Below are 20,564 nucleotides of genomic sequence, written 5' to 3' on the forward strand. Positions count from 1 at the left end.
GCCCGCGACCGCAAGGTCTGCCGGGCCCTCGCCTGACACGCGAAAAGCCCGAAGCCTTTGTGGAAGCCGTTATGACCGACCAAACCACCCGCCTGCCCGTCCGCCGTGCGCTGATCAGCGTTTCCGACAAGACCGGCGTCGTCGATTTCGCCCGTGAGCTGGTAGCCCTTGGCGTGGAGATCCTTTCCACCGGCGGCACCTACAAGCTGCTCAAGGACAACGGCATCGCCGCCGTGGAAGTGGCCGACTACACCGGCTTCCCGGAAATGATGGACGGCCGCGTGAAGACCCTGCACCCGAAAGTCCACGGCGGCATCCTCGGCCGTCGCGACATCGACGGCGCAGTGATGGAAGAGCACGGCATCAAGCCGATCGACCTGGTTGCGGTCAACCTCTACCCCTTCGCCGCCACCGTGGCCAAGCCCGGCTGCACCCTGCCGGACGCCATCGAGAACATCGACATCGGCGGCCCGACCATGGTCCGCAGCGCGGCGAAGAACCACAAGGACGTCGCCATCGTGGTCAACTCCACCGACTACGAAGGCGTCATCGCGGCCCTGAAGGACGGCGGCCTGACCTACGCCCAGCGCTTCAACCTGGCCCTCAAGGCGTTCGAGCACACCTCCGCCTACGACGGCATGATCGCCAACTACCTGGGCACCATCGACCAGGACGCCGAGACGCTGTCCACCGAGAACCGCCTGCAGTTCCCGCGCACCTTCAACAGCCAGTTCATCAAGGCCCAGGACATGCGCTACGGCGAGAACCCGCACCAGAGCGCGGCGTTCTATGTCGAGGGCGGCGAGGCCAGCGTCTCCACCGCCATCCAGCTGCAGGGCAAGGAACTGTCGTTCAACAACGTGGCCGACACCGACGCCGCGCTGGAGTGCGTGAAGAGCTTCGTCAAGCCGGCCTGCGTCATCGTCAAGCACGCCAACCCGTGCGGCGTGGCCGTGGTTCCGGAAAACGAAGGCGGCATCCGCAAGGCCTATGACCTGGCCTACGCCACCGACACCGAATCGGCCTTCGGCGGCATCATCGCCTTCAACCGCGAGCTGGACGGCGAGACCGCCCAGGCCATCGTCGAGCGCCAGTTCGTCGAAGTCATCATCGCCCCGAAAGTCTCCGACGCCGCCCGTGCCGTGGTCGCCGCCAAGGCCAACGTACGCCTGCTGGAATGCGGCGAGTGGCCGGCCGAGCGTCCCGCTGGCTGGGACTTCAAGCGCGTCAACGGCGGCCTGCTGGTACAGAGCCGCGACATCGGCATGATCACCGCCGATGACCTGAAGATCGTCACCCAGCGCGCCCCGAGCGAGCAGGAAATCCACGACCTGATCTTCGCCTGGAAAGTCGCCAAGTTCGTCAAGTCCAACGCCATCGTCTACGCCAAGAACCGCCAGACCGTCGGTGTCGGCGCCGGCCAGATGAGCCGCGTGAACTCCGCCCGCATCGCCGCCATCAAGGCCGAGCACGCAGGCCTGGAAGTGAAGGGTGCAGTCATGGCTTCCGACGCCTTCTTCCCGTTCCGCGACGGCATCGACAACGCCGCCAAGGCCGGTATCACCGCGGTGATCCAGCCGGGTGGTTCGATGCGCGACAACGAAGTCATCGCGGCCGCCGACGAAGCTGGAATCGCGATGGTGTTCACCGGCATGCGTCACTTCCGCCACTAAGCGGTTAGGGCGCACTCGGCCCCGCATCTGCGGCGTTGCCCGGCCCTTCCCCCATGCTCATTGCCAGAAGGCAACTCCGCTGGGTGAAGGACCGGGCGCCTTGCATCTGCAGGCCCGATTGCGCCCCTTGAGATTGGTTCGTGAAGAGCGGACTGATCGTGAGAATTCGTAGCCTGGGTCGGGCGGCGCTCCGCGAGCGAAGCGATACCCGGGAATCCGGCAGGTCCGGAACTGTTCAGGAGATCTCCAATGAACGTACTCATCATCGGCAGCGGCGGTCGCGAGCACGCGCTGGCCTGGAAGGTCGCGCAGGATTCGCGCGTGCAGAAGGTCTTCGTCGCGCCGGGCAACGCCGGCACTGCCACCGAAGCCAAGTGCGAAAACGTCGCCATCGACGTGCTGGCCCTGGAAGAACTGGCCGATTTCGCCGCGAAGAACGTGCAGCTGACCATCGTCGGCCCCGAAGCCCCGCTGGTCAAAGGCGTAGTCGACCTGTTCCGCTCCCGCGGCCTGGACATCTTCGGCCCCACCGCCGGGGCCGCCCAGCTGGAAGGTTCCAAGGCCTTCACCAAGGACTTCCTCGCGCGCCACAAGATCCCCACCGCCGACTACCAGAACTTCACCGAAGTCGAGCCGGCGCTGGCCTACCTGAAAGAGAAAGGCGCGCCCATCGTGATCAAGGCCGACGGCCTGGCCGCGGGCAAGGGCGTGATCGTCGCCATGACCCTGGCCGAAGCCGAAGACGCCGTGCGCGACATGCTCGCCGGCAACGCCTTCGGTGACGCTGGTTCGCGCGTGGTGATCGAGGAGTTCCTCGACGGCGAGGAAGCCAGCTTCATCGTCATGGTCGACGGCCAGAACGTGCTGCCCATGGCCACCAGCCAGGACCACAAGCGCGTCGGCGACGCCGATACCGGCCCGAACACCGGCGGCATGGGCGCTTACTCCCCGGCTCCGGTCGTAACTGCCGACGTGCACAAGCGGGTGATGGACGAAGTGATCTACCCGACCGTGCGCGGCATGGCCGAGGAAGGCAACGTCTACACCGGCTTCCTCTATGCCGGCCTGATGATCGACAAGAGCGGCGCGCCGAAGGTCATCGAGTTCAACTGCCGCTTCGGCGACCCGGAAACCCAGCCGATCATGGTCCGCCTGGAATCGTCCCTGGTCCTGCTGGTCGAGGCCGCCCTGGCCAAGGCGCTGGACAAGGTCGAAGCCACCTGGGACCCGCGCCCCACCGTAGGCGTCGTACTGGCCGCAGGCGGCTACCCGGGCGACTACGCCAAGGGTGACGTCATCGAGGGTCTGGACGAAGCCGCCAAGCTCGACGGCAAGGTGTTCCACGCCGGTACCACGCTGAAGGACGGCCAGGTCGTCACCAGCGGCGGCCGCGTGCTGTGCGCCACCGCCATCGGCCCGAGCGTGTCTTCGGCCCAGGAGCAGGCCTACCGCCTGGCGGAAAAGATCCGCTGGAACGGCTGCTTCTACCGCAAGGACATCGGCTACCGCGCCATCGCCCGCGAGCGTGGCGAGGGCTGATGCCCCGTTGCCGGAGGCGTTCCATCGCGACGCCTCCGGCCACCCATCCCCGCGTGCCCGTGTGGATTACGGCCTTTTGCGCACTTGGCTATAATCGGGCCACTCACTACCGAAGGGACTTCGCCGTGCGCCGGCTCTGGACTGCCACAGGACTCCTCGTCAGCTTGCTGCTGGCCGCTCTGGTCTGTGTTCCAGCCATTGCGGCAAGCCAGGACCCCGGCTGGTCACAACTCCACGACAGCGACGCCCGCCTGCAGTTGCAGGACATCCTCTCCCCGCGCTACAGCACCCTCTTCAGCCCGCTCGACATCAACGACCTGCACGCCCCCGCCGGCCCCGGCGCCACCTGGCTGCACTACCGCCTGCCCGTCAGCGAATCGCCCCAGCAGCTGCGCCTTTTCGCCCCCAGCCTGGACAGCCTCGAACTCTTCATCGTCCACGGCCAGCAGGTGCTGGAGCAGAAGAGCGCCGGCAACCTTTCGCCACTGCAGCGCCCCCTGCTGAACAGCGACATCGTCCTGCCGCTACGCAATGCCGCCGAACCTATCGACCTATACCTGCGCCTGGCCTCCAGCCAGCCGCTGCGGCCAAACATCAGCATCGAAGACGCCAGCCAACCGAGTAACGAACAACGCCCGCTGCATTTCGGCATCCTCATCGGCTGTCTCGCCATGCTGCTGGTCTACAACCTCGTGCGCTTCGCCTACACCCGCGTCGCCAGCGGCCTGTGGCTCGCCGGCGTGCACGCCAGCCTGCTGCTGGCCTGCCTCACCCTGTTCGGCCTGCTCAGTCCCTGGTACGGCGCGCACCAATCCTGGCAGCCGTTGACCGCCCAGCTCAGCCTGGTGCTGACGCTGTTCTGCGCCCTGGGCTATACCGCCAGCTTCTTCCGCGACCTCACCCCGCGCCTGCCGCTCAAGCGGTTGCTGCTGGGCGGCACCGCCGGGCTGCTGGTGCTGGGCGCCGCGCTCCACCTCCTGCTCGCCTTCCCCATCAGCGACCTGGTCTACGGCCTGATCACCCTGGTCACCCTGGGCATGCTTTCGGTGGCGCTCTACTACTGGACCCATTCCTACCAGCCCGCCCGCCTGTTCGCCGTGGGCATGGGCCTCTTCGTCCTGATCTGGTGCCTGAGCCTGCCCTCGCTGCTGGGCTACCTGCCGACCCGCGCCGAATGGCTGGGCAGCGGCCTGCTCGGGCTCAGTGCACTGGTTGGCTTCCTGCTCAGCATCGCCCTTGCCGAGCGCCAGCGGAAACTGCAGAACGAGCAGTTCGCCGCCAGCCGCCAGCGCGCCGCCAGCGTTGCCGAACTCAAGGCCAAGGGCGACTTCCTGGCGAAGATCAGCCACGAGATCCGCACCCCCATGAACGGCGTGCTGGGCATGACCGAGCTGCTGCTCGGCACCCCGCTGTCGGCCAAGCAGCGTGACTACGTACAGACCATCCACAGCGCCGGCAACGAGCTGCTGGCGCTGATCAACGAGATCCTCGATATCTCCAAGCTGGAGTCCGGGCAGATCGAGCTGGACGAAGTGCAGTTCGACCTCGGCGCGCTGATCGAGGACTGCCTGGCGATCTTCCGCGCCAAGGCCGAACAGCAGCGGGTCGAGCTGATCAGCTTCACCCAGCCGAAGGTGCCGCGCATCGTCAGCGGCGACCCCACGCGCCTGCGCCAGGCCGTGCTCAGCCTGCTGGACAATGCCTTCAAGCAGACCGACGAAGGCGAGATCCTGCTGGTGGTCGCGCTCGACGGCCCGCCGGATCGCCCGCGCCTGCGCATCGCCGTGCAGGACAGCGGCCGCCCGCTGGACAGCGAGGATCGCCAGGCCCTGCTCACCGCAGAGCTGCACAGCCGCGACTTCCTCTCCGCCACCCGCCTGAGCAGCCGCCTCGGGCTGATCATCGCGCGCCAGCTGATCCGCCTGATGTCCGGCGACTTTGGAATTGAAAGCGGAATAGAGAGCGGCGACGGCAGCGAAGGCGCCGGAAACCTGCTCTGGCTTAGCCTGCCGCTGGACCCGCAGCAGCTGCAGCAGCCCAACGCCGACCTCGACAGCCCGCTGCAGGGCGCGCGCCTGCTGGTGGTGGACGACAACCAGACCTGCCGCAAGGTGGTGGTGCAACAGTGCAGCGCCTGGGGCATGAACGTCAGCGCCGTATCCTCCGGCAAGGAAGCGCTGGCGCAGCTGCGCACCAAGGCTCACCTGCGCGAGTACTTCGACGTGGTCCTGCTGGACCACGACATGCCCGGCATGACCGGCATGCAGCTGGCGACCAAGATCCAGGAAGACCCCAACCTCAACCACGACATCCTGCTGATCATGCTCACCGGCATCAGCAATGCGCCGAGCAAGATCATCGCCCGCAACGCCGGGATCAAGCGCATCCTCGCCAAGCCGGTGGCGGGCTACACCCTCAAGGCGACCCTCGCCGAGGAACTCGGGCAACGTGGTCCCAGCGGCGTGAGCAACTACCTGCAGGCCAGCACCGAGCCTGCGCCCGCGACGCCGCCGAGCGACTTCCGCATCCTGGTGGCCGAGGACAACAGCATCTCCACCAAGGTCATCCGCGGCATGCTGAGCAAGCTCAACCTGCAGCCGGACACCGCCAGCAACGGCGAGGAAGCCCTGGCCGCGATGAAAGCCAAGCAGTACGACCTGGTGCTGATGGACTGCGAGATGCCGGTGCTCGACGGCTTCTCCGCCACCGAACGCCTGCGCGCCTGGGAAGCCACCGAGCAGCGCCCGCACACCCCGGTGGTGGCGCTCACCGCGCACATCCTCAGCGAGCACAAGGAACGCGCGCGGCTGGTCGGCATGGACGGCCACATGGCCAAGCCGGTGGAGCTGTCGCAGCTGCGCGAGCTGGTGGCCTACTGGGTCGGCGAGCGTGATCGCCGGCTGCGCCAGCAGAGCGACGCGCTGCCGTCCTGAACCCCGCCTTTCGGCTTTTCGTAGGACCGCGGGGACGCCCAGTCCTTGCTCGCGAACAGACTCCGCTGCGGGGGCTGGTTCGCGAGCAAGCTCGCTCCTACGGGTACTCTCCGTAACCCGAGCATTTCTCCCGCACCGCCCCACCCGCTATGCTGTGCCCAGCCACGCCCTGGCGCGTGAGACCTCTCAACCCGGACGAGTTTCCCCCATGCATGTGTTGTCCAGCGTGTACCTGAAGATGCTGGTGCTCTACAGCCCCTTCTTCGTGCTGTCCTGCTTCATCAGCCTGAGCCGTGGTTTCGGTCCGCGCGACCGCAAGCAGATGGCCTGGCGCGTAGCCCTGGCGGCATTGATCGCCAGCGTGCTGCTGTACCTGTTCGGACGCTACATCTTCACCCTGTTCGGCATCACCGCCGACGCCTTCCGCATCGGCGCCGGCAGCGTGCTGTTCATCTCCGCGCTGGGCATGGCCCAGGGCCGCTCGACAGTGCAAAGCGACAACGTGCAGCAGGACGTCACCATCGTCCCGCTGACCATTCCGATCACCGTCGGCCCTGGCACCATCGGCGCCCTGCTGGTCATGGGGGTGAACCAGGAATGGGAGAACAAGCTGCTGGCGATCGCGGCGATCTTCCTCGCCTGCCTGACGCTGGGCATTACGCTCTACCTCTCCGACAAGATCGAAAAGATCCTCGGCGAGCAGGGCCTGCAGATCGTCAGCCGGCTGATGGGGCTGTTCGTCTGCGCCCTGGCGGCACAAATCATCATGACCGGCGTGCGCGGCTACTTCATTCCGCAATGACCTTCCCCCAGAGGGGCGCGGGCGAGACGACCTGTCACTGGTGAGCTGCGGCCGGGAGTGGCAAGCTGCCGGACTCGTTCGCCCCGCTGGAGTTCGCCATGCCCCTCACTCTGCGCCCCGCCGTCGCCGACGATGCCGGCTTCGCCGCAGTCTGCGTAGCCGCTGCCTATGCCCAGTGGATTCCGCTGATCGGCCGCAAGCCAGGGCCGATGCTGGACGACTACCACCAGATCATCGCCGAGGCCCGGGTGCTGATCGCCGAGCAGGACGGCAATCCCGTCGGGCTGCTGGTGACCCGCGAAACCACCGAAGGCTTTCTCCTCGATAATATCGCCGTGCTGCCCGAGTGCGCCGGCCAGGGTATCGGCCGCCGCCTGATGCTCCGCGCCGAGGAGGAGGCCGCGCAACTGGGCTACCGCTCGCTGTACCTCTACACCAATGAGCGAATGCTGCAGAACATCGAGCTCTACGCAAAGAACGGCTACCGCGAGTACGCGCGGCGTCTGGAGAACGGTTTCCACCGGGTGTACATGCGCAAGGATCTGGACTGACCACGCACCAGACAGGTGCAGCGCCCGCATGGACGCCCCCCGACCGGACACGCCCGGCATCGCGTAGCCGCCGCCAGCGCAGCCTCTACGGCCAACGCGCACTATCCCGGAGCGTCCGGCACGGCTATTGCTCCGTGACAGGCATCCATCCTGTGCCAGCCGACCCCCTACCCTGAAGGACCCGCCCCATGCTCATCCGCGACGCCAGCCAAGCCGACCTCGGCAGTCTGCGCGACATCTACAACGACGCCGTGCTCAACACCACCGCCATCTGGAACGAGGTCGCCATCGACCTGGAAAACCGCCGCGCCTGGCTGGAGCATCGCAACCAGCAAGGCTTCCCGGTGCTGGTCGCCGAAGACGGCGGCGAAGTAGTGGGCTACGCCAGCTACGGCCCCTGGCGGGCCTTCGATGGCTTCCGCGAAACGGTGGAGCACTCGGTCTACGTGCGCGCCGACCAGCGCGGCAAGGGACTGGGCGTGCAACTGCTGGAGGCACTGGTGGAGCGCGCCCGGGGCCAGGGGCTGCACGTGATGGTCGCGGCGATCGAGAGCGGCAACGCGGCATCGATCCGCCTGCACGAACGCATCGGCTTCGTCACCACCGGGCAGATGCCGCAGGTAGGCCAGAAGTTCGGGCGCTGGCTGGACCTGACGTTCATGCAGTTGGCCCTCGATGCGCGAAGCGCGCCGTGATTGCTGGCGCGCAGCGACCGGCCAAGGACTCAGGGACGAGCCAGCGGGCCTATGGGCAATGATCCAGCGAAATATCTCAACCCGAGATAAACGCGTTTGCAGCAGAAAATTCGCCTTTAACTAGTCGGGGGATACCATTAGGCTCCGCCCTCCCACTTGCAACGGATTGCTGAGATGCCCATCGCCCGAATAATCCTGCTACTTGCCATGTTCCTGCAGGCGGCCTGTACCACGCTACACAGCGGCGAATCGTTCAAGGAACAGGTAAGCCCCAGAAGCGACGCCGCATTGGTCTATGTCTATCGAAAGGGAATACCGCCGTTCTGGCGAAGCCCGACGCTCTATATCGATGATCAGGAAGTCAGCGAGATCAAGAACACCAGCTTCACCTATTTCTATCTCCCAGAAGGCAGTCACAAGATTGCCACGAAATGGGCGATCGATCTTTTCCCACTCAATGCGAACGGCACGCTTAACGTGAAGAATGGCGAGGTGTACTACCTGCGCCTTGGTGGCGGCATGATGTTCTTCCCTACCAAGTCCGCACTTGCCACCTCAGTCAGTTCGAATCTCTCGCAGGTAGGGGAGCAAGCGGGAATCGCAGAGATCAAGGAATGCATGTACATCGATAACCGTGTCCCGCGTCTTCCCTGAAGTAGGCTCGCCAGAACTATTCGAGCCTCCGCATTGGTCTGAGCGGACGAGACGCGTCACTGGCTGATAATTGAAATACGTGGCGCACCGGCGAAGAGTGGCCACGAAAGATCAGCGCAACTGACTGTCCTTGCTTCCCCGCCGGTTGTAACCAGCGAAGGCCGCCTGCTCCTTGTCGTGCTCGGTCTGACAGTTCACGCACAGGTGCACGCCGGGAATCGCCTTGCGCCGCGCCTCGGGAATGGGCGCGGCGCACTCTTCGCAATGGGTCAGGCTCTCGCCCTTGGGCATCTGGCTGCGCGCCCGTGCGATGGCGTCCTCGATGGTGCTGTCGATCTGTTCCTGAACCGCTCCGTCGTTTGCCCAGCCGCTGGCCATGGCGACCTCCGTTGTTCATGCGTCATACCGCTAGGTATGCCGGCCACGGCCACGGATTGCAAGGGCGCAGCGATGCCGCGCGCCCGGCGGCTTACTCTTTCACTTCCATGTATTCCCGCGCCCAGATCTGGTACTCCTCGGGCAGGGTGTACTTCTTCGCCAGTTCCGACGCGGTCAGGTCGGAGGCGTCGACGCCGCGCTGCTCGCGCAGGCAGTCGTAGGTGGCCTTGATCGCCGCGAAGTAGGCGGCGTGGCCGTCCACCACGATACGCACGCCCAGGCGCGCCAGGCGCTGGTCGTCGCGCAGCGCCGGGTTGCCGTAGGACACCAGCATCAGCGGCACGGAGAGGTGGCGGGCGATCGCCTCCAGGTGGTCGAAGTCGCGGATACCGACCATGCAGATGCCGTCGGCGCCGGCGGCCTGGTAGGCCAGGGTGCGGCGGATCACGTCGTCCACTTCCAGCACTTCGGCGTTAGTGCGGGCGATGATCGCCATGTCTTCGTCGATGCGCGCCTCGATGGCCGCGCGGATCTTGCCCACGCCCTCTTCCACCGTGATCAGGTCGGTGGACTTGCGGCCGAATTGAGCCGGCAGCAGGGTGTCCTCGATGGTCAGCGCGGCCACGCCGGCGCGCTCCAGCTCAACCACGGTGCGCATGGTGTTCAGCGCGTTGCCGTAGCCGTGGTCGGCATCGGCGATCACCGGCAGGCGGGCAACACGGCCAATGCGAGTGGCCTGCTCGACGAACTCGCTGAGGGTGATCAAGGCGAAGTCCGGCGCCGCCAGAACTTGTAGTGAAGCTACAGAACCGCCCAGGATGCCTACCTCGAACCCCAGATCCGCGGCGATGCGCGCCGACATCGGATCGAACACCGAAGCGGTGTGGTAGCAGGAGGAGGATGTCAGTAAGGCGCGGAATTCCTTGCGCAATTCGTGGAAGGAGGCTCTGTGCATGGTGGGGTCCAACGGCTTATACGGGGTGGGAAAGAAAAATCAGTGGGCAACAACTCTTGTAGGAAAACTACAGGAACACAATGTAGCAAAACTACAAGCTACTCCCCAAGCCCCTTGGTCACCATTGTTTCCCGACAGATACCCTGGCTTTCCCAGCCTGCTCGCGTAAACTGCGCGGCCGTTTTTTCTCCGGACACCCGCGCACCATGTTCCAGACCACTGCGGCCCGCGCCCTGGGCATCGACTTCGGCACTTCCAACTCCACCGTCGGCTGGTGGCGCGCGGACACCGAACCGCTGATCGCCCTGGAAGACGACAAGATCACCCTGCCCTCGGTGATCTTCTTCAACGTCGAGGAGCGCCGCCCGGTGTACGGCCGCCTGGCCCTGCACGAGTACCTGGAAGGCTACGAAGGCCGCCTGATGCGCTCGCTGAAAAGCCTGCTGGGCTCCTCGCTGCTCAAAAGCGAGACCACCGTGCTGGGCAGCGCAATGCCGTTCAAGGACCTGCTCGGGCTGTTTATCGGCGAGTTGAAGAAGCGCGCCGAAAGTGTGGCCGAGCGCGAGTTCGACTCCGTGGTACTGGGCCGCCCGGTGTTCTTCGTCGATGACGACCCCAAGGCCGACCAGGAAGCCCAGGACACCCTGGTGGCCGTGGCGCAGAAGCTCGGCTTCAAGGACGTCTCCTTCCAGTACGAACCGCTGGCCGCGGCCTTCGACTACGAGCGCAGCATCCAGCGCGAGGAGCTGGTGCTGATCGTCGACATCGGCGGCGGTACCTCCGACTTCTCCCTGGTACGCCTGGCGCCGGAGCGCCGCGAAGTGGCCGACCGCCACGGCGACATCCTCGCCACCGGCGGCGTGCACATCGGCGGCACCGATTTCGACAAGCAACTCAGCATCCAGGGCGTGATGCCGCTGTTCGGCTACGGCAGCCGGATGAAGAGCGACGCCTTCATGCCCACCAGCTACCACCTGAACCTCGCCACCTGGCACACCATCAACGCGGTGTACGCGCAGAAGTCCCAACTGGCCCTGCAGAACATGCGCTACGACATCGTCGACGCCACCGGCATCGACCGCCTGTTCAAACTGATCGAGCAACGCGCCGGCCACTGGCTGGCCATGCAGGTGGAAGCCAGCAAGATCGAGCTCTCCGACAGCCAGCAGCGCGACATTGACCTTGCGCGCATCGAGCCGGGCCTGGTCGCGGAGCTCAGCCGCGAGCTGTTCGAAGGCGCCATCGGTCCGCTGCTGGAGCGCGTGCGCGGCAGCATCACCGAGCTGCTGGGCTCCGCCGACGTCGATCCGGCGCGGGTCGACACCGTGTTCTTCACCGGCGGTTCGTCCGGCGTGCCGGCGCTGCGCCAGAGCGTGGCGGCCATGCTGCCCAACGCCCGCCACGTCGACGGCGACCGCTTCGGCGGCATCGGCAGCGGCCTGGCCATCGAGGCGATGAAGCGCTACGGCTGAGTGCGCCCCCACGGCCCCTCGCCCACCACGGGCAGGGGCCATCGACAAGCGCGGATTGCGCCAGAGCGCACTGACGCCAGCCCCACCTTGCGCTAGCGTTGAGGATTATCACCTCACGCTGGAAGCCGCCATGTCACGCCTTCGCCTCGCCACCCTCATCAGCCTGTCCTGCACGCTCACCGCCTGCGGCCTGGGCGAAACGGCCGCCACCGCCACCACCGTCGCCACCCTGCAGGCCCAGCAGGCGCAACAGGCCCAGCAGCAGATGCAGCAGATCAAGCAACAGGTCGACCAGGCCAACGTGCAGGAGCAGCAACGCCTGGACGAGGCCCTGAAAGACGCGCAGTAGGACAGTTTTCTCAAACTCCCGCCGACGCAGCCACTCCAGGCTGGGCAAGTGCGATGCTCTATCCACGCTGCTTAAAACCAAGGAGAGCTCCATGAACAAGCGATCACTGCTGGCCTTGCTCGTACTGGCGACGTTGGCGGGCTGCAGCGCCAACACCAAGGTGCAGAACCCGGTCAACTACGTCACCTTCCGCGACGCGCCTCTGGTACACGACGTCGAAAAAGGCATGAGCAAGGAACAGGTGCTGCGCATCGGTGGCGCGCCCTCGTCCACGCAGAAACGCGCGAAGGGCCTGGGCAGCTGCAACAGCTACATCCTCAACAAGGATGGGCAGCAGCAGGTCTACTACGTCAGCTTCGACAGCAGCGGCAAGGTCGACGGTTCAGGCTTCCTGACCTGTTCCGAACTGGAGCGCCGCGAAAGCAACTAGCTCCCCGCCAGGTGACTCCGCTCTGCGCAGGGCCTCGATCCACGCGGCCTTGCGTTCCCGGCTGGCGCCTTACAGACGCGCACCTCCAGGCGGCATGACATTCTCCTTGCTCGAAGGTCTACCGAAAGAGACCCGGCCCTGCGCGGAAATATTCACTCCGATGCGCCGCCGTCTATCATGCGAACACTCAGCAAGGAGCCGCACACCATGAAACACAGGATCATCGAGTTGCCCGCCTTCACCGTGGTGGGCATGGACTATCGGGGCAGCGCCCCCGGCGACAGCATCGGCGAGCTCTGGCAGCGCTTCCTGCCGCGCGAGCACGAGATCAGTGCCAACCCACAGGACAACAACGCCTATGGCGTCTGCGCCCAACTGCCAGGCGGCGAGTTCCACTACATCGCGGCGCTGCCGGTGAAAGCCGACGCCGATGTGCCCGAAGGCATGCTGAAGTTCGAGGTGCCGGCGCAGAAGTACGCCGTATTCACCCACATCGGTCCGGTGCAGGGGATCGCCGACAGCTTCCAGGCCATCTACTCCAGCCTGCTCGCCCGCCTGGGCCTCGAACCGCGCAAAGGCATCGACCTGGAACGCTACACCGAGCGCTTCCTCGGCCCGGAGAACCCGGCCTCGGAAACCGACCTGTACATTCCGATCTACTGACGCTTGCCGGGCGCCGGCGCCTTCGCCGGCTGCTGCATCTGCTGCAGCAGCGGCCCGCACTGGTTGTCGTCCTTCTGGCTGGGCGCCACCAGTGCCAGCAGCGCGGCCGCCGGCGCGAAGGCCACGCCCAGCGCGACCATGCCCGCGCCGCGCAGCACCAGCGGGCCGCTATGCACCCCGGCGCGGGGATTCTTGAAGGTGCCCTGGACATAGAGCGGCGAGCGCAACGAGAAGATGCGCAGGCCCTTGCTCTCGGGGATCACGTCCAGGTCCAGTTGCTCGGTGGCGAAGTTGGCGGTGCCCTGCACGTTGATGATGGCGTTCTCGGTGTCGAACACGAACACCCGCGGCTCCGCCAGGCCCTTGGTGATGCCGACGTCGGCAGCGGCGCAGTTGATCTTCACCTCGTCGTCGCCGAACAGCTTGGCCACCACGTAGTTGCCAACGTTGAGGCCGGCGATTTCCATCAGACCCTTGCTGATCCGCCCGTCATTCATCAGCAGCTTCATCTGCCCACTGGCGCCGCCGAGGATGCTCGCCACGGAATTGCCGGTACCGCTGAGCGCGGCGTCGCCATTGAGCTCGCCGAAACTGGTCTGCATCGGCGCGAAGCCGGGGAACAGCTGCTTGAGCTTGAAGCTCCGCGCCTTGAGCTCGACGCGGCTCTGCATGGGCGTCTTGCCGCCGTCCAGGCGGATCTGCGAATCCAGGGTGCCACCGGCCATGCCGAAGCGCAGCGGCTCCAGGGTGAGCAGGCCGTTGTCGAGCACCAGGTGGGTGTAGAGATCGCTGAGCGGCAGCTTGTCACTGTGCACGATGCGCTTGCCGGTGAACTCCACGTCGGCGTCCATCGCGCGCCAGCGATCGGTGCGGAACTCTTCCACCGGCAGCACCTTGTCCGCCGGCTGGCGTGTGGCCTGGCCGCGCGCCTGCTTGTCCTTGTTCGAGTCGGCACCGATCAGCGGGCCGAGGTCGACCATCCGCAGCTGCTCGGAGCGCAGCTTGCCGGAGAGCTTCGGGCGCGGCTGGCGATTGACGAACACCAGGCTGCCATGAAGATCGCTGCCGCCGACCTTGCCGTTGAAGTCGTCGTAGTGGAAGGTCGCGCCGCCGGGGGCCTTCAGCTGCGCCGTGAGGCGGCCGTCGGTCTCGTAGGCCGGGGTGTCGGGCAGCGTCACGCCGGTGAGCGGGAACAGGTTGGCCATGCTGCTGCCGGCCAGCTTCAGGCGCAGGTCGAGCGCCCCCAGGTTCAGCGGGTCGGTCAACCTGCCGACCACGCTGGCACGGGTGCTGCCGGCGGTGATGTCCGCCTGCACCGGGAAAGGCTTGGCGGCGTCCTGCAGGGCCAACATGCCGCCCACCTTGCCGGAACCGCTCAGCGGCAGCCCCTTGTACTCGCCCTTGAGCTTCCAGCCGAACACATAGTCCTGGGTCTGCGCCGCGTCCGCTCCGGCCAGCGCCTTACCGGCCAGCTGGCCGAAGGGCACCGGCTTGCCGAGCGGGTCCACCAGCAGTTCCAGGCGGGTCTTGAGGCTCTGGTCATCGAGGGTGATGCGCCCCCTGTCGAAGCCGATCTCGCCGATGTCCAGCGTCCAGGGCGACGGCTCGGGACTGGCCTGCTCATCCTTCTTCGGCAGCTCGAAGGTCCAGGTGGCGCGACCATCGGCCAGACGCAGCAGGTCCGCGCTGGGGCGGGTGAGGATGATCTGCGGGATGCTCACCGTCCGCCAGAGCAACGGCAAGGGCGCCAGGCGGAACTCCACCTTTTCCAGGCGGGCGAACTGGTTCTTGCCGGTGGCCCAGTCGGGATTGCCCAGGGTGATGTCGGCGGCGCTGAAATGCGGCCAGGGCACCAGGGCGCGCCAGCCGCCCTCCTCCGGTTCGGTACGCCAGAGCACCTGCAGGTCGCCGTTGATGGCGAAGGGACGCCCCAGTTCGGCGGTCACCTTCTCGTTGATCATCGGCCTCGCCCGGTTCCAGTCGAAGGTGGCGATGAACACCAGCGCTGCCGCGACGAGGGCAACGATGCCGGTGAAGGTCCAGAGGCAGATTCGCTGGCCGCGCGTCATACATGAACTCCCTGGTTGCCGCGTCGGTGAAAGGCCTGGCATCCCGGTGCCAGGCCCGCTGCGTGGATTGCGATGAAAGCACGGCCGCCGGAGCCCGCCGCGCCGGCATTCTCCCTTGGTCCGTGAATTTGGACCACCGTTGGCGGAGTAAATCTCCCGCAATCGATCACGCAAAGCCCGGAGCTGGGCGGACTGAACCTCCCCTCGAGGATAAGACCCGGCGGGCGCCGCGCTCGGGCTCGCCCTGCCACCCCTCGCTGAAGCCACGAAAGTGGCGCTCCAGAGCGCTTATCGGAAACCATTTTCACCAATATATCTATTAAACAGATATTAACAATTACACAGATAACCTCCATCAAGGTCATCGATACAAGCCATATATATTTATTAACTATCTGTTTTTTAACAACTAAATAAACAATCACCGGCATCGATACAGACTATCTCCCAACATCGTTTTCCAATCGATAATCCAGAACAGATACTGAGCCCGTGTCCAAACAACTCCCCACTCTTTCTGGAGCCGAATCATGAAACGCAATCTCGTACTTGGCCTTGCCCTTTCCGTACTTGCCGCCAATGCCGCTTTCGCCGGCACCCAGCAGGAATCCCCTGTCCTGAATGCCAGTCAGGTTCAAATGCTGGTCCAGGACGGCGCCGAGCGCTCGCTGGATCAACAGCAGAAGCAACTGGACGCGGCCAAGGCCCGCATCGCCGAAAACGGTTCCAGCCAATCGATCGAGCGCCTGCACAAGCAACTGGGCGTTGCCGAGAACGGTTCGAGCCAGTCGGTTGATCGTCTGCACGAGGAAATGAGCGTTGCCGAAAACGGCTCCAAGCAGACCGTCGACCGTCTGCACAAGGAGTTGGGCGTCGCCGAGAATGGTTCGAGCCAGTCGGTTGATCGCCTGCACCAGGAAATGAGCGTTGCCGAGAACGGCTCCAAGCAGACCGTCGACCGTCTGCACAAGGAACTGGGCGTCGCGGAGAACGGTTCGAGCCAGTCGGTTGATCGCCTGCACCAGGAAATGAGCGTTGCCGAGAACGGCTCCAAGCAGACCGTCGACCGTCTGCACAAGGAACTGGGCGTCGCCGAGAACGGTTCGAGCCAGTCGGTTGATCGCCTGCACGAGGAAATGAGCGTTGCCGAGAACGGCTCCAACCAGACCGTCGACCGTCTGCACAAGGAACTGGGCGTCGCCGAGAATGGTTCGAGCCAGTCGGTTGATCGCCTGCACGAGGAAATGAGCTTTGCCGAGAACGGCTCCAACCAGACCGTCGACCGTCTGCACGGCAACATGGTCGCCGAGGCCGGTGGCGATACCGTCTTCGACGCCCACCTGAAAGCCTGATCCACGCCGCAAGGCGCGAGAAAAGCCCGGCCCCGCCGGGCTTTCTTATGCCCTTCCGATATCAGCAGCAGCAGCGATATCAATGCAGGGCAATTCAGCGTTGTAACGACCTCCTGCCCAACCCACCACGTCAATCACCTGAAAGCGCCGTTCCAGAGCGCTTTTCGTCGTTATATCAGCGGCAGCGATAGTAGAAATTAGCCGGCTAAATAATCGATGGCGTTGATCCACTCTATTGAGAGGCATCGTTTTTAAATCGATTAATCCGAAGGGAAAATGAACCCGTAGCCAAGAACTTCCTCCCCCTTCGGAGCCACTTAAAATGAAACGTCAGATCACCCTTAGCCTTGCACTCGCTTCCCTGATGACCGCCAGCGCCACCTTCGCCGCCCCGGCCATCCTGAACAACGGCCCGCGCGCCACCCACCAGCACGAACACCAGCTGCAGCAGAAAAGCGGTGAAGCCCACGTTGCCGCCAACGGCTCCGAGCACAGCATCGATCGTCTGCACAAGCAGATGGGTGACGAAGCCCGCGTTGCCGAGAACGGCTCCGACCGCACCATCGACCGTCTGCACAAGCAGATGGGTGACGAAGCCCGTGTAGCCGCCAACGGCTCCGAGCGCACCATCGACCGTCTGCACAAGCAGATGGGTGACGAAGCGCGCGTTGCCGAGAATGGCTCGGAGCACAGCATCGATCGCCTGCACGGCAACATGGTTGCCGAGTCCGGTGGCGATACCGTCTTCGACGCTCACCTGAAAGTCTGATCTACGCCGCAAGGCGACAGAAAAGCCCGGCTTATGCCGGGCTTTCTTATTTGTGCCGCCCGCATCGGAGCGGCGCCACAGGAGGGAGGAGTAACGGAGCAGGCAGCTCGTCAGCGCCTGCTTTCAGGGCCGTCCGGTGCGCCGTCGGAGCGGCCGATGGTCGGCGGCGCTTCCACCACCAGTTCCTCCGGTACTTCCTCGACGCGCGGGTCGAGGGCCGCGGCCATCGGGCTGACGGTATCGGGCATCGCCACGTGGTGCAGAGGCGCCTCGTCGACGCGGTGCATGTCGGTGACACGACGCGGCTGGACCCAGAAGATCAGCAGTACCGCATAGGCCGACACCAGCATGTAGAACATGCCCGGCCCGAAGTGCCGCATCATCGCGCCGGCGAACAGCGGGCCGATGCAGGCGCCGACGCCGTAGGTGGTCAGCAGCATCGCCGAGAGCGCCACGCGGCGCGGCTGTTCGACGTGGTCATTGGCCAGCGCCACCGCCAGCGGATAGAGGGTGAACAGCAGCATGCCGGTGACGAAGCCGTTGGCCAGCAGCAGCTGATACGGCAACTGCACCAGCCCCCACATCGGCACGGCAGCGACGCACAGCAGCAGCGCATTGCCGCGGATCAGCCAGCTGCGGTTCATCCGGTCCGACAGCCAGCCCAGCGGCCACTGCGCGCAGAAGCCGGCGATGATGCAGACACCGACGAACAGGCTCGACTGCGAGGTATCCAGGCCGTTGCGCGCCGCATACACCGGCGCCAGGCCGTAGAAGGCGCCGATCATCAGGCCGGCGACGAAGATGGTGCCCAGGGACTGCGGCACGCGCTTCCAGAAGAAGCCGATCTCCAGCGGCGCCGCCACCAGCTTGGCCGGGTGCACCCGGCGGGTCAGCGCCAGCGGGATCAGGCAGGAGGAGAAGCAGATGGCGACCAGCAGCAGCGGCTTGTAGTCCAGCGCCGGGCTCAGCGCCAGCAGGCCCTGGCCGACCACCAGGCCGGCGTCCACCGCCACCATGTAGCCGGCGAACACCTTGCCGCGCTGACGCGACTCGGCCTGCTCGTTGAGCCAGCTTTCGATCACCATGTACTGGTTCATCATCACCGCGCCCATCACGAAGCGCAGCAGCACCCACACCTCCAACTGCGAGACCAGCGCGTGGATCAGCACGATCACCGTCGCCAGGCCTGCACAAGCGACGTAGGAACGGATGTGGCCGAAGCCGGCGATCAGCTTGTGGCCGAACTTGCCGCCGCAGACCAGGCCGAAGTAGTAGGCGGCCATCAGGCCACCGACCCACAGGTCGCTCACCCCTTCCTGGGTCAGGCGCAGGCCCATGTAGGTGGTGAACAGGCCGGAGCCGGCTAGCATCAGCAGCGTGGCGGTATAGAGCGCGGGAAAGGTGACGAGCGGGCTGAACATGGCGAGTCCGGCAGGCGATTCGAGGATGGGTGTAGGTTAGCAAGGCGCCGCTGGCGGAGCCGGCAAGCGCCCGATATCGGACAGCTCCGGCGCGGCAAAGATCACATCGCGGAGGCCCCGGGCATTATCACCATCGGCCGGCGCCGCCGCCATCGCGGTGAAACCATCGGTCGCCCGATCCTCTCCAAATGGGAAAGCGCCTGGAGATTCGCCATGACACCCGCCGACCTCAAGCCCTTGCTGCTCTACTGCACCCTGATCAACTACGGGGTCCTGCTGATCTGGTTCGCCGCCTTCAGCCTCGCCCACGACCGGCTGCATCGCCTGCACTCACGCTGGTTCGGGATTTCCGTCGAGCGTTTCGACGCCCTGCATTACGGCGGCATGACGGTCTACAAGATCGGCGTGCTGCTGTTGAACCTGGTGCCGCTGATCGCCCTGTGCCTGCTGTACTGACACCGCGCCATGCGACGAAGTGACCACCCATCCAATAGCTAAGTGCTGAAATTTATTGGAAATATTCCTGTCGTAGGGTGCACGCAGTTTGAAGGAGATCTCCCGTGCACCACGCTACTCGCAGCCTGCGAAAAACCCTCGACGCCGTTGCCAGCAACAACGAAGCCACGGCGCTGGAAATCATGCGGGCCGTCGATCAGGTCCAGGACGACCTGCTGCGGCAGAAGTTGCTCAAAGCCATCCACCACCTCAACCAGGACGCCACCGATCTGCGCGCCCTGCGTGAGGAGATCAACGCGCCGCTGAGCCGGCGCGCCTGATCCGCTTCAGGCATTCGCGACAGCGTTGGGCAGGCGATAGATCCAGATCCTCCTGACGACCGTGGCGAATTGCGCGGACAGCCTGCCGCTGTTGTAGGTCTGCCCGTAGCGCGCGGCGATCTCGCGCACCTGGCGCGACAGCCCGGCGTAACGGCGTGCCGGCAGGTCGGGGAACAGGTGGTGTTCGATCTGGTGGCTGAGGTTGCCGGTGAGGATATGGAACAGCCGCCCGCCCTCCAGGTTGCTCGACCCGCGCAACTGGCGCAGGTACCAGTGGCCGCGCGTCTCGTTCTCCAGCACCTGCGGCGGGAACACCGCGGCCTTCTCGGTGAAATGGCCGCAGAAGATCACGGTGAAGGTCCACAGGTTGCGCATCAGGTTGGCGATCACGTTGCCCAGCAGCACCGCACCGAAGGCACCGGTGAACAGGCCCAGCAGCGGGAACACCGCGTAATCCTTGATCCACTGGCGCAGCACCTTGGCGTTGAACTGGCGCAGCAGCGGCCGCAGCTCGTCCTTGCCCATGCGCCCCTTCAGGTACTTGTCCAGGCGCAGGTGCTGGATCGCCACGGCGTACTGGAACAGCAGCGCCTGGATCGTCACCCACAGCGGCTGCCAGCGGTAGAAGGGCTTCCACTTCTGCTCGGGGAACAGGCGCACCACGCCGTAGCCGACATCGTCGTCCTTGCCCAGCACGTTGGTGTAGGTGTGGTGGATGTGGTTGTGCGTATGCCGCCAGAAATCCGCAGGGCCGACGATGTCCCATTCGTAGCTGCGCCCGGCGAATTCCGGATCGTTCATCCAGTCGTACTGGCCATGCATGACGTTATGGCCCAGCTCCATGTTCTCCAGGATCTTGCCCAGCCCGAGCAACAGGGTGCCGAGCAGCCAGGTGGGCGGGAACCAGCCGGCCATCAGCAGCACGCGGCCGCTCCAGCAGGAGAAACGCACCGCCGCGCGAATACGACGGATGTAGCGGGCGTCGCTCTCGCCCAGGTCGTGCAGGGTGCGCTGGCGCAGGGCGTCCAGCTCGGCACCGAAGGCCGCCAGCTCGGCGGCGGAGAGGTCGCGGTCGTCGCGCAT

At 65.2% G+C, this 20,564-nt stretch carries 20 protein-coding genes; 15 read left to right on the forward strand and 5 right to left on the reverse strand.

Translation table 11 applies throughout. From position 1 onward, the window contains the following. Positions 1-71 precede the first annotated feature (71 nt). The 7 genes from purH to ACNFBT_RS12970 all read left to right on the forward strand — a co-directional run bounded on the left by purH (position 72) and on the right by ACNFBT_RS12970 (position 8,847). Positions 72-1,673, forward strand: a complete 1,602-nt coding sequence (purH, locus tag ACNFBT_RS12940) for a bifunctional phosphoribosylaminoimidazolecarboxamide formyltransferase/IMP cyclohydrolase (protein ID WP_416749868.1) — start codon at positions 72-74, stop codon at positions 1,671-1,673. A 249-nt stretch (positions 1,674-1,922) separates the two neighbouring features. Next, positions 1,923-3,212: a phosphoribosylamine--glycine ligase gene (gene purD, locus ACNFBT_RS12945; RefSeq protein WP_416749870.1), complete on the forward strand. Its 1,290-nt coding sequence runs from the start codon at positions 1,923-1,925 to the stop codon at positions 3,210-3,212. A 164-nt stretch (positions 3,213-3,376) separates the two neighbouring features. Further along, positions 3,377-6,145 (forward strand): response regulator, encoded by a 2,769-nt coding sequence (locus tag ACNFBT_RS12950; protein WP_416749872.1) that lies wholly within the window; start codon positions 3,377-3,379, stop codon positions 6,143-6,145. Positions 6,146-6,353: 208 nt separating this feature from the next. Continuing rightward, the gene (locus ACNFBT_RS12955) at positions 6,354-6,947 is read left to right on the forward strand and encodes a MarC family protein (protein WP_416749874.1); all 594 of its coding nucleotides are present in this window, start codon (positions 6,354-6,356) and stop codon (positions 6,945-6,947) included. 98 nt (positions 6,948-7,045) lie between these two features. Then, positions 7,046-7,498, forward strand: coding sequence for a GNAT family N-acetyltransferase (locus tag ACNFBT_RS12960; protein ID WP_416749876.1), 453 nt, complete (start codon positions 7,046-7,048; stop codon positions 7,496-7,498). A 188-nt stretch (positions 7,499-7,686) separates the two neighbouring features. Further along, on the forward strand, positions 7,687-8,193 hold the full coding sequence (locus ACNFBT_RS12965; protein ID WP_416749878.1) for a GNAT family N-acetyltransferase: 507 nt from the start codon (positions 7,687-7,689) through the stop codon (positions 8,191-8,193). Positions 8,194-8,367: 174 nt separating this feature from the next. After that, entirely contained in the window at positions 8,368-8,847 is a 480-nt protein-coding gene (locus ACNFBT_RS12970) for a DUF2846 domain-containing protein (RefSeq protein WP_416749880.1), read from the forward strand. 111 nt (positions 8,848-8,958) lie between these two features. Here ACNFBT_RS12970 and ACNFBT_RS12975 read toward each other — a convergent pair whose 3' ends face one another. Together ACNFBT_RS12975 and ACNFBT_RS12980 are read right to left on the reverse strand one after the other, a co-directional pair. Further along, on the reverse strand, positions 8,959-9,225 hold the full coding sequence (locus ACNFBT_RS12975; RefSeq protein WP_416749882.1) for a DksA/TraR family C4-type zinc finger protein: 267 nt from the start codon (positions 9,223-9,225) through the stop codon (positions 8,959-8,961). A gap of 91 nt (positions 9,226-9,316) precedes the next feature. Then, positions 9,317-10,180 carry an isocitrate lyase/PEP mutase family protein gene (locus ACNFBT_RS12980; RefSeq protein WP_152226506.1) on the reverse strand — a complete coding sequence of 288 codons (864 nt, stop codon included), beginning with the start codon at positions 10,178-10,180 and terminating at the stop codon, positions 9,317-9,319. 206 nt (positions 10,181-10,386) lie between these two features. Between ACNFBT_RS12980 and ACNFBT_RS12985 the strand changes: the two genes are divergently transcribed. The 4 genes from ACNFBT_RS12985 (at position 10,387) to ACNFBT_RS13000 (ending at position 13,094) form a co-directional block, all read left to right on the forward strand. After that, positions 10,387-11,652, forward strand: a complete 1,266-nt coding sequence (locus tag ACNFBT_RS12985; protein ID WP_416749885.1) for an Hsp70 family protein — start codon at positions 10,387-10,389, stop codon at positions 11,650-11,652. Between the two features lie 130 nt (positions 11,653-11,782). Continuing rightward, positions 11,783-12,001, forward strand: coding sequence for a hypothetical protein (locus ACNFBT_RS12990; protein ID WP_416749887.1), 219 nt, complete (start codon positions 11,783-11,785; stop codon positions 11,999-12,001). A 91-nt stretch (positions 12,002-12,092) separates the two neighbouring features. Next, entirely contained in the window at positions 12,093-12,431 is a 339-nt protein-coding gene (gene osmE, locus ACNFBT_RS12995; RefSeq protein ID WP_416749889.1) for an osmotically-inducible lipoprotein OsmE, read from the forward strand. A 207-nt stretch (positions 12,432-12,638) separates the two neighbouring features. Continuing rightward, positions 12,639-13,094, forward strand: coding sequence for a GyrI-like domain-containing protein (locus ACNFBT_RS13000; protein ID WP_416749891.1), 456 nt, complete (start codon positions 12,639-12,641; stop codon positions 13,092-13,094). Here the strand turns inward: ACNFBT_RS13000 and ACNFBT_RS13005 are convergent. Beyond that, positions 13,088-15,163 (reverse strand): AsmA family protein, encoded by a 2,076-nt coding sequence (locus ACNFBT_RS13005; RefSeq protein ID WP_416749893.1) that lies wholly within the window; start codon positions 15,161-15,163, stop codon positions 13,088-13,090. The genes ACNFBT_RS13000 and ACNFBT_RS13005 overlap by 7 nt on opposite strands. Before the next feature lie 530 nt (positions 15,164-15,693). Between ACNFBT_RS13005 and ACNFBT_RS13010 the strand changes: the two genes are divergently transcribed. Further along, the gene (locus ACNFBT_RS13010; RefSeq protein ID WP_416749895.1) at positions 15,694-16,515 is read left to right on the forward strand and encodes a hypothetical protein; all 822 of its coding nucleotides are present in this window, start codon (positions 15,694-15,696) and stop codon (positions 16,513-16,515) included. A 322-nt stretch (positions 16,516-16,837) separates the two neighbouring features. Then, positions 16,838-17,284: a phage infection protein gene (locus ACNFBT_RS13015; RefSeq protein WP_416749897.1), complete on the forward strand. Its 447-nt coding sequence runs from the start codon at positions 16,838-16,840 to the stop codon at positions 17,282-17,284. A gap of 110 nt (positions 17,285-17,394) precedes the next feature. On the opposite strand, the gene ACNFBT_RS13020 is transcribed toward ACNFBT_RS13015, so the two are convergent. After that, a complete protein-coding gene (locus tag ACNFBT_RS13020; protein WP_416749899.1) occupies positions 17,395-18,705 on the reverse strand; it encodes an MFS transporter in 1,311 nt (436 codons plus the stop codon). Between the two features lie 213 nt (positions 18,706-18,918). Between ACNFBT_RS13020 and ACNFBT_RS13025 the strand changes: the two genes are divergently transcribed. Together ACNFBT_RS13025 and ACNFBT_RS13030 are read left to right on the forward strand one after the other, a co-directional pair. After that, entirely contained in the window at positions 18,919-19,161 is a 243-nt protein-coding gene (locus tag ACNFBT_RS13025; protein ID WP_416749900.1) for a DUF6868 family protein, read from the forward strand. Between the two features lie 104 nt (positions 19,162-19,265). Beyond that, positions 19,266-19,481, forward strand: coding sequence for a hypothetical protein (locus ACNFBT_RS13030; protein WP_416749902.1), 216 nt, complete (start codon positions 19,266-19,268; stop codon positions 19,479-19,481). 6 nt (positions 19,482-19,487) lie between these two features. Here the strand turns inward: ACNFBT_RS13030 and ACNFBT_RS13035 are convergent, their stop codons facing one another. Continuing rightward, positions 19,488-20,564 carry a fatty acid desaturase family protein gene (locus ACNFBT_RS13035; RefSeq protein ID WP_416749904.1) on the reverse strand — a complete coding sequence of 359 codons (1,077 nt, stop codon included), beginning with the start codon at positions 20,562-20,564 and terminating at the stop codon, positions 19,488-19,490.

The organism is Pseudomonas sp. NY15181, from assembly GCF_048068055.1.
Classification (GTDB): domain Bacteria; phylum Pseudomonadota; class Gammaproteobacteria; order Pseudomonadales; family Pseudomonadaceae; genus Pseudomonas.

Excerpts from the sequence above, each read along its gene's own strand:
- ACNFBT_RS12970 (WP_416749880.1), top strand. The coding sequence starts at position 8,368 with ATGCCCATCGCCCGAATAATCCTGCTACTTGCCATGTTCCTGCAGGCG.
- purH (WP_416749868.1), top strand. The coding sequence starts at position 72 with ATGACCGACCAAACCACCCGCCTGCCCGTCCGCCGTGCGCTGATCAGC.
- ACNFBT_RS13000 (WP_416749891.1), top strand. The coding sequence starts at position 12,639 with ATGAAACACAGGATCATCGAGTTGCCCGCCTTCACCGTGGTGGGCATG.
- ACNFBT_RS13025 (WP_416749900.1), top strand. The coding sequence starts at position 18,919 with ATGACACCCGCCGACCTCAAGCCCTTGCTGCTCTACTGCACCCTGATC.
- ACNFBT_RS12955 (WP_416749874.1), top strand. The coding sequence starts at position 6,354 with ATGCATGTGTTGTCCAGCGTGTACCTGAAGATGCTGGTGCTCTACAGC.
- ACNFBT_RS13035 (WP_416749904.1), bottom strand. The coding sequence starts at position 20,564 with ATGCGCGACGACCGCGACCTCTCCGCCGCCGAGCTGGCGGCCTTCGGT.
- purD (WP_416749870.1), top strand. The coding sequence starts at position 1,923 with ATGAACGTACTCATCATCGGCAGCGGCGGTCGCGAGCACGCGCTGGCC.
- ACNFBT_RS12965 (WP_416749878.1), top strand. The coding sequence starts at position 7,687 with ATGCTCATCCGCGACGCCAGCCAAGCCGACCTCGGCAGTCTGCGCGAC.
- ACNFBT_RS12960 (WP_416749876.1), top strand. The coding sequence starts at position 7,046 with ATGCCCCTCACTCTGCGCCCCGCCGTCGCCGACGATGCCGGCTTCGCC.
- ACNFBT_RS12985 (WP_416749885.1), top strand. The coding sequence starts at position 10,387 with ATGTTCCAGACCACTGCGGCCCGCGCCCTGGGCATCGACTTCGGCACT.
- ACNFBT_RS13005 (WP_416749893.1), bottom strand. The coding sequence starts at position 15,163 with ATGACGCGCGGCCAGCGAATCTGCCTCTGGACCTTCACCGGCATCGTT.
- ACNFBT_RS13010 (WP_416749895.1), top strand. The coding sequence starts at position 15,694 with ATGAAACGCAATCTCGTACTTGGCCTTGCCCTTTCCGTACTTGCCGCC.
- ACNFBT_RS13015 (WP_416749897.1), top strand. The coding sequence starts at position 16,838 with ATGAAACGTCAGATCACCCTTAGCCTTGCACTCGCTTCCCTGATGACC.
- osmE (WP_416749889.1), top strand. The coding sequence starts at position 12,093 with ATGAACAAGCGATCACTGCTGGCCTTGCTCGTACTGGCGACGTTGGCG.
- ACNFBT_RS12975 (WP_416749882.1), bottom strand. The coding sequence starts at position 9,225 with ATGGCCAGCGGCTGGGCAAACGACGGAGCGGTTCAGGAACAGATCGAC.
- ACNFBT_RS12980 (WP_152226506.1), bottom strand. The coding sequence starts at position 10,180 with ATGCACAGAGCCTCCTTCCACGAATTGCGCAAGGAATTCCGCGCCTTA.
- ACNFBT_RS13020 (WP_416749899.1), bottom strand. The coding sequence starts at position 18,705 with ATGTTCAGCCCGCTCGTCACCTTTCCCGCGCTCTATACCGCCACGCTG.
- ACNFBT_RS12990 (WP_416749887.1), top strand. The coding sequence starts at position 11,783 with ATGTCACGCCTTCGCCTCGCCACCCTCATCAGCCTGTCCTGCACGCTC.